At 35.6% G+C, this 15,500-nt stretch carries 13 protein-coding genes and 2 riboswitches; of the genes, 4 read left to right on the top strand and 9 right to left on the bottom strand.

Annotation, left to right across the window (positions count from 1 at the left end; translation table 11 throughout):
- Positions 1–2: 2 nt before the first annotated feature.
- Positions 3–111: riboswitch (SAM riboswitch) on the bottom strand.
- A 285-nt stretch (positions 112–396) separates the two neighbouring features.
- Positions 397–507: riboswitch (SAM riboswitch) on the top strand.
- 115 nt (positions 508–622) lie between these two features.
- Positions 623–1,648 carry a methionine ABC transporter ATP-binding protein gene (locus ACTYA4_RS02170; RefSeq protein WP_443482644.1) on the top strand — a complete coding sequence of 342 codons (1,026 nt, stop codon included), beginning with the start codon at positions 623–625 and terminating at the stop codon, positions 1,646–1,648.
- A 16-nt stretch (positions 1,649–1,664) separates the two neighbouring features.
- On the top strand, positions 1,665–2,315 hold the full coding sequence (locus ACTYA4_RS02165; protein WP_443482666.1) for a methionine ABC transporter permease: 651 nt from the start codon (positions 1,665–1,667) through the stop codon (positions 2,313–2,315).
- 855 nt (positions 2,316–3,170) lie between these two features.
- On the opposite strand, the gene ACTYA4_RS02160 is transcribed toward ACTYA4_RS02165, so the two are convergent.
- Both ACTYA4_RS02160 and ACTYA4_RS02155 read right to left on the bottom strand, forming a co-directional pair.
- Positions 3,171–4,025 carry a MetQ/NlpA family ABC transporter substrate-binding protein gene (locus ACTYA4_RS02160; protein ID WP_445505450.1) on the bottom strand — a complete coding sequence of 285 codons (855 nt, stop codon included), beginning with the start codon at positions 4,023–4,025 and terminating at the stop codon, positions 3,171–3,173.
- Between the two features lie 714 nt (positions 4,026–4,739).
- Positions 4,740–6,728, bottom strand: coding sequence for a methyl-accepting chemotaxis protein (locus tag ACTYA4_RS02155; protein ID WP_445505449.1), 1,989 nt, complete (start codon positions 6,726–6,728; stop codon positions 4,740–4,742).
- Between the two features lie 660 nt (positions 6,729–7,388).
- Between ACTYA4_RS02155 and ACTYA4_RS02150 the strand changes: the two genes are divergently transcribed.
- Both ACTYA4_RS02150 and ACTYA4_RS02145 read left to right on the top strand, forming a co-directional pair.
- On the top strand, positions 7,389–7,925 hold the full coding sequence (locus ACTYA4_RS02150; protein WP_445505448.1) for a sigma-70 family RNA polymerase sigma factor: 537 nt from the start codon (positions 7,389–7,391) through the stop codon (positions 7,923–7,925).
- Positions 7,918–9,318 carry a DUF4179 domain-containing protein gene (locus ACTYA4_RS02145; protein WP_445505447.1) on the top strand — a complete coding sequence of 467 codons (1,401 nt, stop codon included), beginning with the start codon at positions 7,918–7,920 and terminating at the stop codon, positions 9,316–9,318. The genes ACTYA4_RS02150 and ACTYA4_RS02145 overlap by 8 nt, the downstream gene beginning before the upstream one ends.
- A 331-nt stretch (positions 9,319–9,649) precedes the next feature.
- Here the strand turns inward: ACTYA4_RS02145 and ACTYA4_RS02140 are convergent, their stop codons facing one another.
- The 7 genes from ACTYA4_RS02140 to ACTYA4_RS02115 all read right to left on the bottom strand — a co-directional run bounded on the left by ACTYA4_RS02140 (position 9,650) and on the right by ACTYA4_RS02115 (position 15,338).
- A complete protein-coding gene (locus ACTYA4_RS02140) occupies positions 9,650–10,552 on the bottom strand; it encodes a SoxR reducing system RseC family protein (RefSeq protein WP_445505446.1) in 903 nt (300 codons plus the stop codon).
- 495 nt (positions 10,553–11,047) lie between these two features.
- Positions 11,048–11,332: a hypothetical protein gene (locus ACTYA4_RS02135; protein ID WP_445505445.1), complete on the bottom strand. Its 285-nt coding sequence runs from the start codon at positions 11,330–11,332 to the stop codon at positions 11,048–11,050.
- A gap of 326 nt (positions 11,333–11,658) precedes the next feature.
- Positions 11,659–12,204, bottom strand: coding sequence for an REP-associated tyrosine transposase (locus ACTYA4_RS02130; protein WP_445505444.1), 546 nt, complete (start codon positions 12,202–12,204; stop codon positions 11,659–11,661).
- The gene (locus ACTYA4_RS02125) at positions 12,204–13,739 is read right to left on the bottom strand and encodes a YifB family Mg chelatase-like AAA ATPase (protein WP_445505443.1); all 1,536 of its coding nucleotides are present in this window, start codon (positions 13,737–13,739) and stop codon (positions 12,204–12,206) included. Before ACTYA4_RS02125 ends, ACTYA4_RS02130 begins: the two co-directional genes overlap by 1 nt.
- A 312-nt stretch (positions 13,740–14,051) precedes the next feature.
- Positions 14,052–14,156: an Rpn/YhgA-type helix-turn-helix domain-containing protein gene (locus ACTYA4_RS22315; protein ID WP_510186541.1), complete on the bottom strand. Its 105-nt coding sequence runs from the start codon at positions 14,154–14,156 to the stop codon at positions 14,052–14,054.
- A gap of 77 nt (positions 14,157–14,233) precedes the next feature.
- On the bottom strand, positions 14,234–14,755 hold the full coding sequence (locus tag ACTYA4_RS02120; protein ID WP_445505512.1) for an Rpn family recombination-promoting nuclease/putative transposase: 522 nt from the start codon (positions 14,753–14,755) through the stop codon (positions 14,234–14,236).
- Positions 14,756–15,212: 457 nt separating this feature from the next.
- Entirely contained in the window at positions 15,213–15,338 is a 126-nt protein-coding gene (locus ACTYA4_RS02115) for a hypothetical protein (protein ID WP_445505442.1), read from the bottom strand.
- Positions 15,339–15,500: the final 162 nt, after the last annotated feature.

Raw genomic sequence — 15,500 nt, 5'->3', positions numbered from 1 at the left:
CCTTCTTATTCTATCAGGTACAACCTGCTGGAATTAGCACAGTGCTTTTTCATGAAAAAGTCTGTTGCCGAAGTGTCATTGGGCTGGTCCCTCAACTTCTCTCGATAAGCTGTTATATTTTTCAAAAACTTAGAATAATGGTAACTATACAATCCTCTCTTCTTTAAGTCAATTACTAATTATTGAAAATAGTAGTAATTGATGCGATTATTACTATTTTCATTTTTAGTTTTCGGTACAGCGAAATATTCGGTAAACATAGTTCTACCAAGGGTTTATCCCATTTTACATTTATAAAAAAATCCTGCTTTTATAATAACCAACTTTTTTCATGGGAATTATCGGGTTGACATTGTTAAAAATTGCCGATATATTAGGAATCACATAATACATTTATTCTTATCTAGAGATGTGGAGGAATTTGGCCCCATGAAGCATCGGCAGCAGGTTTCTCTAATAGATAAATACTGTACTAACTCCATCAAACAGCTGTTTGAAAGATGAGAAGACGCAAATACACATATAATGACTGATGATACATAGGAATCAATCTTACATGCTTGCCTCTTCTGACTACAAACAGAAGAGGTTTTTTTAGAACAAAATTAAAGGAGGTTTTATTGTGATTGAATTTAAAGATGTAAAAAAGGTGTTTCAATCAAATAAACAACAAATAGAAGCTTTAACTGGGATTAACCTCAAGGTAGAACAAGGAGATATATATGGTGTAATTGGTTATAGTGGTGCTGGTAAAAGTACACTCATCCGAATGGTAAATTTATTGGAACGTCCATCTGAAGGAGCCGTACTTGTTAATGGTATAAACTTAGCTTCCTTAAAACCGAGTAAGTTACGCCAAGAGAAGAAAAAAATTGGTATGATATTTCAACATTTTAATCTATTAAACTCTAAAACGGTTTTTGATAATATCGCAATGCCACTTGTCCTAAGTAGAACGCCAAAAGCAAAAATTAAAGCACGTGTATCAGAGCTTCTAGAATTTGTCGGTTTAGCAGATAAGGCGAAAAATTACCCAGATCAATTGTCTGGTGGTCAAAAACAGCGGATCGGAATCGCAAGAGCGCTTGCTACAAACCCTTCCATTCTATTATGTGATGAAGCAACGTCTGCACTTGATCCACAGACAACAAGTGAAGTATTGCAATTACTGAAAAAGATCAATGCAGAATATAACATTACGATTCTTTTAATTACACATGAAATGTCTGTAATTCGTGAAATTTGTAATAAAGTAGCTGTAATGGAATATGGAAAAGTTGTTGAAAATGGTTCCGTATTTGATATTTTCTCTAATCCTCAAAGTACAATTGCAAAGAACTTTGTACGAACGGTTATTCACGATGAAGTACCACAGAGCATCTTAAATGAATTACATGCAAGTAAGAAAAGCATTTGGAAAATTAACTTTATCGGTACGTCTTCTGGTAGACCTTTGCTTTCTACACTTGCGAAAAAATTTGATGTAGATATAAGTGTACTATCGGCAAACATCTCGGAAATTCAAGATACACCGTTTGGTAATTTAATTGTAGATGTTACTGGAGAACAAGACGAAATTACAAAAGCATATCAATTTGCGAAAGATGAAAATGTATCCCTACAGGAGGTTGTAGCAAATGGGCAATGAAAATAACTTATTCGGAATGGGCATTTCATTAGATCAATTAATCCAAGGGTTCGGGGATACACTTTACATGGTAGCATTTTCCTTACTGTTTTCAGCATTAATTGGTCTTCCATTAGGGGTTCTTCTAGTAATCACTAGAAAAGGACATATTTTAAGCAATAGATGGGTGTTTAACATCCTGAATCCTATTATTAATATTTTAAGATCCGTACCGTTTATTATTTTGTTAGTTGCACTTATTCCATTTACTCGTTTTATCGTAGGTAGAGCGATCGGTATAGAAGCAGCAATCGTTCCACTTGTTTGTTATGCAGCACCTTACATTTCACGTTTAGTAGAAAACTCTTTACTTGAAATCGATAAGGGAATTATTGAAGCGGCTGAAGCAATGGGTGCAACAACTTGGCAAATCATTTACCGTTTCTTATTACCAGAAGGACTAAGCTCTCTTATCCTAACGTTCACAACTGCAACGATTGGATTAGTTGGTGCATCTGCAATGGCTGGAGCTGTTGGTGCTGGTGGTGTAGGTGACCTTGCTTTAACATATGGTTACCAACGTTTTGACACACCAACGATGATCGTAACAGTAATCGCACTTGTCATTATCGTACAAGCACTACAATCATCGGGTAACTTAATTGCTAAGAAAATTAGACGCCGATAATAGGAAGGCAAGTCCATTTTGATGGACTTGCTCAGGCTGTTGAAAAACGTTCGCTCTCTTCGTCACTCCCCGTTTTTTGCGGTGCTCATTACTAGGTAAAAGAGGATGAACGACTAAGTACGTCACGTCCTGTGACAACGTCGTTCTGACCAACGTCCTGTTGCCCGCCGCTCCTCAAAAAGGGTCGTTCCTCGATAGACAAACGTTTTCAATCAGCCTGAAAGTTTGCAGTCTTACTTTTTCGACACTCTGGGCAAGTCCATTTTGATGGACTTGCTTTTTTTATTGGCTCTGTTAAATAACTATGTGGATTTTTCACTAAAAGTTGCTGACCTTATTTGTTCTAGAAACTGTTGTACTTCTTTGTTATTGCGTAAGTAGATTTACTTGTTTATCTTGCTCCATTTGTTTTAACTTTTCCGCTCTTTGTTGTTATGTAACCCGCAGCCTGAATACACTTCGCTTTCCGTGGGCGAGCGTCGAGCCTCCTCGTCGCATACGCTCCTGTGGGGTCTCGTCTTTCTCGCATTCCCACAGGAGTCTACGTGTATTCAGGCTGCTCAGTGCTTCAGCAATGTTTATTATTTATTCAAAAACAACAAACTTTTAGAAAACAGCCTACCTTTTTCATCATCATCGGCTTTCTCTTTTTTGGGTAGTTCCACACCCATTTGATAAATTCCCAATCTATTTTTTCTTCACAGCCTGCATCCATATCTAGTCTTGTTTTAAACTAATCAACATTATCCTTTAACAGAGCCTGAATGAAAATAGGAGATTAGAAGGTCCAATTGTGATATTGGACCTTCTAATCTCCTATACTTTACTTATCTTTCATTAGTAAATACTTATACATTATTTATTATCGATAATACTATTTACTGGTTTATCAACAGGGATTTTTGTGCCACCAAATTCTTTTTTAATATAATCTTGTACTTCTTTTGTATGGTAAAGGTCATGTAGTTTTGCTAGGGTTTTATCATTTTCACGACCTTTTTTTGTTACTAGAATATTAATGTTTGCTTCTGTATCTTGATTGATTTCTTCATGATAGATAGAATCTTTCACAGAGTTTAGACCAGCGTCTAATGCGACACTATTACCAACTAAAGCTAAGTCTACATCTGGTAACACGCGTGCAGTCGTTTTTCCATCTACTTCCGTAAACTTTAGGTTTTTAGGATTACTTGCGATACTGTTCACACCAGAGAAAGAATTAAAGTCAGGTTTTAATGTAATTAATCCTGCTGCTTTTAACACGCGTAATGCACGAGCGGTATTAGCTGCATCGTTAGGAATCGCTACTTCTGCACCATTTGGTATTTTATCAATAGATTTTACTTTTTGAGAGTAAATCCCCATTGGCTCTAGATATGTTGTAGAGATGGCAACAAGTGCGTTATCTTTTTGCTTGTTATAATCTTGAAAATAGGATAGCGATTGGAAAGCATTCACATCAACTAAACCATCCGCTGTGGCATTGTTAATTTGAAGACCATCACTGAATTCTTTTACAGTAATATCAAGTCCTGCTTTTTTAGCAGCATCAGACTTCGCAATGAATTGCCACGCTTGTGCATCAGATCCCGATGAACCGACCGTTACTTTATTACTATCTCCTGCTGTACCGTTTGTATCTTTTGATCCACATGCAGACACAACTAGCACTAATACTACCGTAAGTATACTAACTAACCATTTTCTCATTTTCTTTTCCCCCATTTTCTCTTGTTAGCATTTAATACATAATTCTATTATTCCTATAAAAATACTCTGTTTTAGTGTAAAAAAAAATTATAAACATATCTTTTCCTATCAAGCATATTATGATGAAATATGTAGGGCATCGTCTCTCTTTCACTAAGAAGTCTTAACAAGTTAAAAATTAAGTATTAAAAGAATAATAATATTAGTATACCAATCTGTCAAGTATGTTTTATACATTAAAGAACTTTCTCAAAAAAATATTCCATCGATTCCGTATCATGCGAAATCCGCACCTCTACCAGTAACCGGAGTCAGGCGCCAAATTGAAATCAAGTATATCTTTATGTATAATGAACATATAATAAAAAGAGAAATGCTGCTAACACTTCTCCCTGCAACCTCTACCGTCAGGGTGATGGTTGTCAAAATTACTTGTTCGTTTTTCGAGGAACCACCCTTTTGCTTGCGACGGCATAGGGTGGTTTTCTTGTTTTCTAGTACGTTTTTCCGAAAGGTATAAGCAGTTATTTCTCGTACAATTCCTTTCAAAATCTCCCGTATATATTCAAGAAATGTTTTCCATGATTATCACCTCCCTTCCTAAACTGGAAAGAAGAGTAACAACCAACCACCCTCACAGCGGGCTGTCCAGAAATTTGACTTTTGGACAGCCCTGTTGCTATAAGTAGGATAAAAAATAATGTGATGATCTACTTACGACTCATTGACGTTAAAGACAGAAACTAGCTTCTGCAAGTCTTCAGCCATTTCCGATAAGATTGTCGCGCTGGCGGAGATTTCTTCCATCGCAGCTAGTTGTTCTTCTGTTGCGGCGGATACATTTTCAGAATTAGCGCTCGCCTCCGAAGAAAATTGAGAAAGATTGCTTAATGCAGTATTGACATGCTCCATTTCTCTGAAGATGGTTTTGATGGACTGGGTCACATCTGTAATTTCTATGAAGACAGTGTTCATCGATGATTCAATGTCTCCGAATGATGCTTCCGTTTGGTGGACTGCTGCTATGCCTTTCTCTACTTCCATCGTTCCATGTTCCATTGACTGCATCACTGCTTTCGATTTCGCCTGTATGGAGTGGATGACTTCGGAAATTTGTTTGGTTGAATCAGCTGATTCGCTTACCAGTTTACGAATTTCATCGGCAACTACGGCAAAGCCTTTGCCTTCTTCTCCGACACGCGCTGCTTCAATGGCAGCGTTTAAGGAAAGCAAATGTGTTTGTGCGGCAATTTCATCAATTAGCCTGTTCATCTTTCCAATACTGCTTACTTGCTGCAGCAAATCATCAAAGGACACGGTGACATTTTGTTGCGTGTCTTGAATATCCTGCATTTTCTTTACTGTTTCCTGCAAGGCTTTTTTGCCATCGCCGACTTTATGAACGGCATTTGACGAGGCGCCGCTCAGAGAATCTGCATTCCTTGTCATTAATTCCAGCTGCTGGGAAATCGTTTCCGAAAACTCATTCGTCTGCTCAATTTTTTCCGCTGAATCATTGGCTCCAACGGCTATTTCTTGAATGGAGTTCGTAATTTCAGCCCCTGTTGCTTTATTTTCTTCGATGGAAGCCGTTAATTCTTGAGAGGATGCCGCTAAAGTCTCTGATTTTTGATTAATTTGGTCAACAAGATCTTTTAAGTTGTCCATCATTTGGTTTGCGGCATTGCCTAAATTCGCAAATTCACGATTGACAGCCACCTGTTTGCCTATTCGTTTGCTTAGGTTTCCTTCGCTGACTTGAGCAAATAACGCTACAAATTGCTGAAGAGGATTAATTATTTTTTTGCTTACATAAACGAGTGCGATGCTTAGGAATACCATCAGCAATGCTAGCGCAATGAAGAACAGCTTCAACAGCAATGGATCGATGATTGCACTGACATCCCGATTGACCATTATACCTCCTATTTTCCAGTCAGTTAAGGGATTCGTCACATAAAAAATTGTATTGTCTTTGCCTGGTTCAGGATCTTTAAACATGCCGTCTTTGTTTTTGGACAAGAGATTCCATAAATCTTGATTTACATGGTCTCCTGCTTTTGCGATCGGGTCAGCAATCCAGTTTCCCCCTCCATCCAAGAGAAAAGCATAGCCATTTTTCCCCACACTTACTTTATTCGCCATGTCCTGCAAAGAACTGATATCAACATCCATCGCTACTACCGCTTTCCGATCAAGAGTTGCTTTGGTAATTAAGATGGCCGTTTTGTTTGTTGCTGATGATGTGAATGGAGGCGTAATAATCACTTTCTCAGGATTCTCAATTGCTTTGTTGAACCAAAACTCCAGCTTATACTTTTTCTTGCTGCTGTCTATTATAGGGGAGCGCAGGGCATATCCATCTTTATTGATAATTGTCAAGGCGCTCGCACTATTATTTGTTTCCTGTACATGTTTTAGAAGGCTTCGAATTTCTTTTTCATTTGATAAATCACTAGATAATTCTTTGCTTACGTTCTCTACTGTAAATGCCTCTTTTTGAATAAACTCCGTGAGATTATCATTAAGCATTTGCACATTATTTGTTGCTTCTTCATGCAACCTTGTTTTTAGAGCTTTATTGACATCTTTATATACAATGGAAAAGATGAAAATATTAGGAATAAGAACTACAGAAATCATTAATAAAATTTGAATGGTCCGTAAGCTGAGTTTTGATGATCTTGGCGATTGCTTGATCATATGTATCGCTCCCTAAAAGTTTATTATGTCGTTGCCAATCTCCAGTTTTTGCACAGACTTTTTAGGCGTTAAAATAATGAAGCAATGAGAAAGTCTGTTTTTCACCATGTTTAGAGGGGAAAGCGAGATTAACTTGATATAATATTTATCGACCGTTTACCGTGGAAATGAACTGTAATAAATAAATTTCATTTGCAATTGCCAGTGTGCTTCATTCAGAAAATTGCGCGAATTACATGCTGTTAAAAGGGGATGAATAACAACTCATAAAAAAAGGAACAAACGTAATCTCATCCTGATAAATATGATAACTGCTCCAAGGATAAAACTCTGGGCGCTTGCCCATTTTTGCCTCAACTGAACTGAGATTTATGTAAGCAGCCGTCATCCTTTTCACCTGGAAGCCAGCAGCTTCTTTTTGTTTTATAAAGTTACTACTCATCATACTTCAAAGGGAGATAGGGAGCTTTACGTGCAACTTTTGCTATTCATACTATCTATTAAAATTCGCCAAATTTCGAAGAGCTACTTTTGTTAATAAAATATGGTAGGAGTTAAGTTTTGGAAGGCTATTTTCATGTGGTTTTGTAAAAAGTATAACTTTTTGAAACTTTTTCAGGTATTATATCCCACTAATAGAATGAAGGGGGTTGAATAGAGATGAAAATGGAGAATCATAGGATGATAAAAAAAGCAATTAAGGGAAATAAAAAAGCTTTTGAAAGCTTAATTAAGCAGCACTACGAACAAATCTACCGAACTGCATTTTTATATGTACATAAAGAAGAGGATGCTTTAGATGTTGTTCAAGAGGCAACTTATCAAGCATATACGTCGATCCATTCATTAAAAAATCCAGAGTACTTTTTGACGTGGTTCACAAAGATAGTGATTCGTTGTGCAGGCCAAATATTAAAAAAGAGGGATAAGGTAATTCCGCTAACAGAGGAAATGCTGAGTAATATAATATCGGAGATTAACCCCAATTATGAGGAGTCGATCTATCTATTAAATGCCATTGGTATGCTGAAGGAACAATATAGAACGGCCATCTTTTTATTTTACTACCATGATTATTCTATTAAAACAATTAGTGAAATAATGGAAATACCAGAAGGAACGGTAAAAACATATTTAAGTAGAGGGAAGGAAGCTTTAAAAAAATACTATCAGAGGGAGGAACAAATCCATGGATGAAAAGGAATTAAAAGCTGCAATTGAAAATATTAACGTACCAAAGGATAAAGTTTTTAATGCGATGGATAGAGGATTAAAACGAGCAGGCAGGACTAATTCTAATGCAACTAAAAAAAGAATTCTAATTAGTGCCAGCGCTGCTGTGATCTTATTTGGGGCTACCCTCACATCTGGATTTATTAATCCGAGTATGAGTAGAGTGTTGGCAAAAGCTCCTTTTATCGGAGAAATTTTTCAAGAATTTGAAGATTCACAGGGATTATCTTTAGCCAAACAGAACTTGGTTACTGAATTAAACCAATCTATAACAAAGAATGGTTTAACAGTTAAGTTAACAAGTGCCTACTTTGATGGAAATGTTGTTTCCATTACAGGATATGTTAATGGGGACTTGGGGAAGGGACACAATGAAGAAGGGGAAGTAAGTTTTGATGTTAATTTCGAAAACAATAAGGGAGATCACGATCCATGGTTAAATGGAAAAAGTACGGACATTAGGAAAAAAGGAAAGGGATATAATTTTCAATGGCAAATGGAATATCCATATAAGGAGATTAAAGAAAAGCTTACACTTCCAATATCGATTCATTATATTAATGGTATTAAAGGCGATTGGAATTTTAATATACCAATTACACAAGAAAAATATCATACTTTGTCCATCAAGCAAACGAAAACTTACCCAGGCGAGCAGATGCAGATTGGTATAAAAGAAATTATTATCGCGAAAGCATCTTCATCCTTAATAATGGAAAGAGAATCGGCATATAAAAACGATTACATTCGTCTACAAAAAGCAGTTGATGATAAAGGCAATATTTATTATTTTGGCAATGATACGTTACTTTCTGAATCAAAAGAACAGGAGGGTTATCATAAAACAGTGAGAATGATGATGAGTAAGTTACATTCAAATATTTCTTCTCTTACTTTCTATCCGATTCTTTCTATTTCCGATCCGAATGTAGAGCAATTATTGGATACGAAATCTTTTACAATGAAAAGTAAACGAACAGAGATGGAAATAAAAGTGAATGATGTAAGAAAAGAAGGAGATAAATTGATTCTTGATTATCAATTTATCGGACTTCCTGATAAGTTAAGTAAACATAAATCGGGAATTCTAAAAAATAACTTGGCTTATGAATTTACATTGGTAGATAAAAATTATAGGAATAAAATTTACCCAGAAAATCATTCTGTTTCCCGAAATAAAGTAACATTACTAGATGACAAAACAGCTCATTTTCAATCGGTTTTCCATCTTAATGGAGAACAGAAAATAGAAAACTTCCAACTGGAAAATACGATACTCCAATTTAACTTTTCAAGCTTTATTGAAACAAAAGAATTATCACCGTTTACGGTGAATGTTCCAATTAAAAATGAATAATTATTCTTTTAAAAGATCTAATTTGGTGTATGAAGCAAGTTTTTTCTAGGTATAGATCAAACATATGGAATTAAGGATTAGAAGAAACTACTCAAACATCAAGGTGTCACATACTTTTTATATGCTGACACCTTCTTTTTTATAATAAGATCAAAAAAGCCTACCTTCCTATAACATGCTATAAGCCAAGCAGAAAGAATTCTTCTTTGTTTTTATAAATGGCAAGTTTTTTTATCATATGGTGAATCATTGAAGTATACTGTTCTGCTAACCCTTCAAAGCTAGCAAGTTCACATTTACTTAAAACAAGCTCCACAAGCTAAAGCAAAAACTATTTATTAAGATATTTCTTATTTATTTTATGAAATTCATCTCTTATCAAATGATTTGTTTTTATAGTTGGAATAAAGAATATGACAGCAAAGAAGATACCTAAGAAATTAAATGTTCCCGTTCCTATATGAATATACCCCTGTAGTATATAAATGATTGATAATCCAATTATAAATGTTAAGTTATCTCTTAAATTTATTTTCATTCTATGGCTACTATCTTTTAAAAACAAAGCAAGTTTTTTATTTGTTAAGTAAAAGTATATTCCTAATAGTAGAAAAGCTATCATTAATATTACTATTCTATTCTTCTCTCCAAAAAAATCGAACGCAAAGATTCCCTCTCCAATTAATATTAAAATCAACACATAGGAGTAGCCTACAAAGAAGGTTGAATGATAAATATTTCTAATTTCTTCTTTTTCATCAGGAGATTTATACCTTAGGATAGATTGGTCATTAGCGTAGTCTTCACACAAATCATCTATTTCTTTTTTCGTTAGCAAACCTTCCTCTATGGTTTTATTTTGTAATTTTAAAAAGCGTATTTGTTTATATATTTTCCACTCCAAATAAACATTCACAGTCATAAAAATGATTCCTAAGACAATAAGATAATAAAACGTAAGATGGATGATTCCACTAATAACAAGGAAATTAATAACTAATACTGTGCACCTTAATAAAAAGTCTAAAATAGACAATTTTTTAAGCTGACCTAACATTTTCCCCCTTGAACTTTCAACTATTGAAGTAGTAAATAGTATTAAAATGAATGGTGAGAAAAACAAAATCGCTCCAATATCCTTTATTCCAAAGTTATTTGTAAGAATGATCACAATAAAATTATTTACATAAAAAAGAATATTTAATAACATTAATTTTTTTATCTTCTTATCCATTTATCTTTTTTGTCCATCCTTATGAAATATCAATTACTATTCTAGTAAATTCAATTTTAATACTATAATAGTTTTTAGTGTTTTATTATTATTCTTTCATTTCATATGGCTGTTTTCGTATAGATTGTTGCTTTTAAACGCGCAGCCTGAATACACTTCGCTTTCCGTGAGCGAGCGTCGAGCCTCCTCGTCGCATACGCTCTTGTGGGATCTCGTCTTTCTCGCATTCCCACAGGAGTCTACGTGTATTCAGGCTGCTGGGTACTTCTTCTCCCTTTTTTTATGTAAAAAACAACAAACTTTGAGAAAACAGCCTTTCATATAAATAATGACAAAATCATATATTAAAAAAGCACATCAACCTATAGAATAACGGGTTCTCTTTTGAGAGGTGCAAAACATTAAAAAACTTATAAAAAAACAAGACAGGTGAATTCACATATGGATCAGCCCTGTTTTTTCTCTTGTTGAAAATTTTCTGCCAAGATCAAAAAACTAAATTGTTTCTGTATCCTTTCTAAAAATACCCACTAAAAGCGTAATAAGACCGATAAAGAAAAGGATACCAAACAATAATACCATTAATGCTCCTCCTGCAAAACCATCACCGACATAAACTCCAAACGAAATTCCAACTAACCATGAAAAGAAAGGGGCTATTCCAAACATTGTAGCTAATCCCCAATTAATGAATTTTCTTCTTTTTGGCTTACCAATACTTGATTTATAACCAATCACTATAGCACCGATTAAAATAATTAAAGCAATTCCTATTGCCACTCCTTCACCCCCTCCACTATTAGATTTTACCACAAATAACCAAAATTAAATTTTTATATTATATTAAATAAGGAAGTTGATATTCAAATTTGGCTTTTTTTATTATTGTTATCCATTCTTTTAGGACATATAAATAATATCCTTAAAATCAAATACTTTATTTATTTATCCATACCTTTTTGAACGTAACAGGAATTTCAAACATAAAATTGGTATTATACGAATCGTTTTTAATCATCTATTTTATCCCCTCTTTTATTATTTAACTGACAATATTAGTATTTAATAATTAATAATTCGGGGCATCACTGTGATTGCTAGGAAATTTAGGACATTACTGTGTTACAGTACTTCTCCTGTTTCTGAAGAAATGTCCCTTCATAATAATCTAGCAGACTATTCATATTCATAAAACAAGGAGCTATTGAATTCTCATTCTTATAAAAATGGTAGCTGCTCCAAGGATAGAACTCTGGCTGCTTGACCATTTTCGCCTCGACTGGGTTGAGGTGGATGTAGCGGCTGACTTCTAACATTCCTTCTTTATCCACAATCATCTTGTCGTAGAAACGTTTCTCATACACATGGCCTGTTAAACGATATTTTGTATTATAGTAATTAGCATAGCGCTTATTAATGAGTGACATTAGCTTTGAAATAGATACTTCCTTTGATCGTAATTGTAAATGGTAATGATTGTTCATGAAGCAAAAGGAGGCTAGTTCGAATGGGGATTTTTCGTAAAGTTGGTGAAAAATATGGAAAAAAGCTTGAAAGTCACTTGCATTTCTAAACAAGGGATCGCGGCGATTTCCTCTGCAAACAATATGATAAAATCGTTCTGGTATATAGATTCTTTTCTTAAATGGCATTATGTTTCCCTCGCAATCACTTGCTGCTTATTAAGCTGCCACCTTCTTAACGTCATCGCTTCCCAAATCGCACGGTCGGAAATCGCTTCCTCTCCTGCTAAATCAGATATGGTCCTTGCGAGCCGAATAATTTTTATTTGAACACGATTGCTCCAATTTTGCTTAGCAGAAACATTTGTAAGCATCTTTTTCTGTTCCTTTGTTAACGGACTCGTTTCCATCATTCGTTCAAAAGGAACCTTCGCATTTGACACTTCTTGTTGATAACGGTCATACTGATGCAGCCGAGCTATTTCCACTCGTTTACGAATATCACTTGAATATTCTTGCACCTTCGAGGACTGGTTTACATTTACCGATTTTAAGGATAAAAGAATATCCATCCGGTCATATATAGGACCTGACAGTCGATTTCGGTACGATTGAATTTGCTTTTGAGAACAGGTGCAGTAATGATGGAGAGATCCGAGGTACCCACACGGACAAGGATTCATGGCACCAACAAGGATAAAAGAGGAGGGATATGTCACCGTAGAATGCGCTCTGCTAATTGTCACATTACCAGTTTCGAGTGGCTGCCGAAGCATATCTAGTGTCTTCTTTGCAAATTCTGCAATCTCATCGAGAAACAAAATACCACGATGCGCCAATGAGATCTCACCAGGACGTGGATATGACCCACCGCCAATGATAGCTACGGAAGATGCTGAATGATGAGGATGTCGAAAAGGAACAGTTTGAAATTGGGTACGTTTTTCACCTGCTAGTTGATAGAGACTAATCACTTCGAGCTGAGCTTGATCGGTTAAGGCTGGTAAGATAGAAGGAAAAGTTTCCGCTAACAAGCTCTTTCCACAGCCTGGCGGACCACTCATGAGCACATTATGCTCACCAGCAGCAGCAATTTCTAATGCTCGTTTCACTTGTTCATGGCCAATCACATGACAGAAATCCTTTTGATGAGCGTCAACATTTTGTGGCAATTGCTCGATAGGAGATGAGCGGGGATGAAACGATAAACTTTCTTGGCCTTCCAAATACTGAACCACTTCCTCAATATGCTGGACAACGATACATTCAATATCCTTTAGCATATGGAGCGGAAGAACAGGATCATACGGTAAATACACCCGCTTTATCCCAAGCCCTTTTGCAGCAATAACCGCCGGCAACATTCCTTCTCCACTCACAATCGTACCATCAAGGGATAAAGCACCAATAAACGCCGTCTCTGTTGGAATCTCACTCTTAACCTCCCCCAATTCCTTCAATGCAGCAATGGCAATTGCCAAATCAAAAAGTGCACCGTTTTTCTTTTGATCAGACGGCGATAAATTCACGACTACCTTCTTGTCCGTCACATCCAGATCAAAATGTGCAATCGAAGCCAACACCCTCTCCCGCGACTCTTTCACCGAAGCATCAGGCAAGCCCACAATCACCATCGATTCCGTATCATGCGAAATCCGCACCTCTACCTGCACCCGGTAGCCCTCCAAACCTTTTAAGCCAATACTTGAAACTTTAACAGTCATACATTCGCCTCCAGTTATAAATTTTTAAATAATAACACATACAATAGGCACTAAAATAATAGGAATCGTTTAAAATGAATACATTGAGGTAAAAAGATGAAGTCAATTGAGGTTTAAAATAGGAGCGTTCCCTTTTAGAACATAGGAACGAAAGATATCCACATCTACCATTCTACAAAATAAACCAAAATCCTGCCAGGACATCACAAAAAATTAAAAAAGAAAGAAGTACAATAACCCAGCTTTCGTACTTCTTATCTATCAATATTCGACAAATCTCGAGGCGATTTTGGGGGCTCTGTGATCAGGAGTTCATTGCTGACGAAGTTCATCAATTTCCTGTTGTGTAAGCCCTGTTAATTCAGCTACTGTTTCATCATCCATTCCCTTTTGAATCATTCCTAAAGCAACTTTCATAATTCCTTTCTTTTCTCCTATTTCTTCTCCTCTTTTCTCACCAAGCTTTTCCGCTCTTCTTAGAGCTGATTTTTCATCTAATAGAGCTTTTTTCTTGCCTCATATGCTAGTAATACTTCTGGATCTTGGCTGACTCTTTCCCATTCATCCATGGCCTTTTTCAATACTTGATCTTCTTGCATCGCAATCTCCTCCAATACCTGAGTGATTTCTTCATCCTCTGATGCTTCAAGCAGTAATAACCATCTCACTAATTGATCTTCACGAGGGTCTACTTCTCTCCTACGCCATTTAATTAAGAGCTTAGGTAATTCCATAAAGTGAATCTCTAACATATCTGTTAATAACAGCTTTTCTTCTTTTTCATATAAATGAAATACCGAATGATATCCATTTATATGCGAGAAATAACGGAAGTCAACAATGTTAATAGTAATGGTTGGGCAAAGTTCCCCGTAGTCCATTCCTTCTTTCATTTGACTGGTAAACATTCGAGACCAATAATATAGTGTTCTTTTCTCCATGTCATGTTTATTATTAACTTGAATCTCGATATTTACACGACTACCGTCTTCTAATTGAGCATGAACATCGAGGATGGACTTTTTATCTTCTTGATTCTCTTTATTAAATTGAGGATCTAATAGCTGAACCTCTTAAGCTAGAAACAGAAAGACAAAAGGTATTAGAAAAGCTCCGTTTTATGACGCCAAATAATGAGGCTTATATAGTTATAGATAAAAAATGTTAAGAAATCACAAGGCTTATACAAGGAACATTTGTAAACGAATAGACTCTTATTGAACAAACAGAAGCAATTCATTTCATAAGTTTTAAAGAAAGCTTATTTGATCAATATAACAATCATCCTTACAATATCCAACTTCCATTCATATTATTTGTTAAATGCAACAAATTCCAGATGGTCACACAGTGACTAGGAATGAGGCACCAATAAACGCCATCTCTATTGGAATCTCATTCTTCACCTCACCCAATTCCTTCAATGCTACATTGGGAATTGCCAAATCATACAGTACACCGTTTTTCTTTTGATCAGACAGAGATAGATTTCACGACAACCTTCTTGTCTGTCACATCCAGATCAAAATGTGCAATCGAAGCCAACACCCGGTAGCCCTCCAAAACTTTTAAATAAATACTTGAAACTTTAACAATCATACATTCGCCTCCAATTTAAAAATTTTAGAGTAACAGCAACATAAAAAATAGGAATCATTGAAAAGCAATGCATGGAGATAAAAAGAAAGAGGAAATTAATTGAGGTTAATACAGGAGCGTTTCCTTTTAGAACAAAGGAACAAAAAATACCTACATCTACCA

Source organism: Niallia yueguangensis (assembly GCF_052663115.1).
The sequence above is the reverse complement of the archived record's forward strand: the minus strand, read 5'-3'. Positions and strand labels throughout refer to the sequence as shown.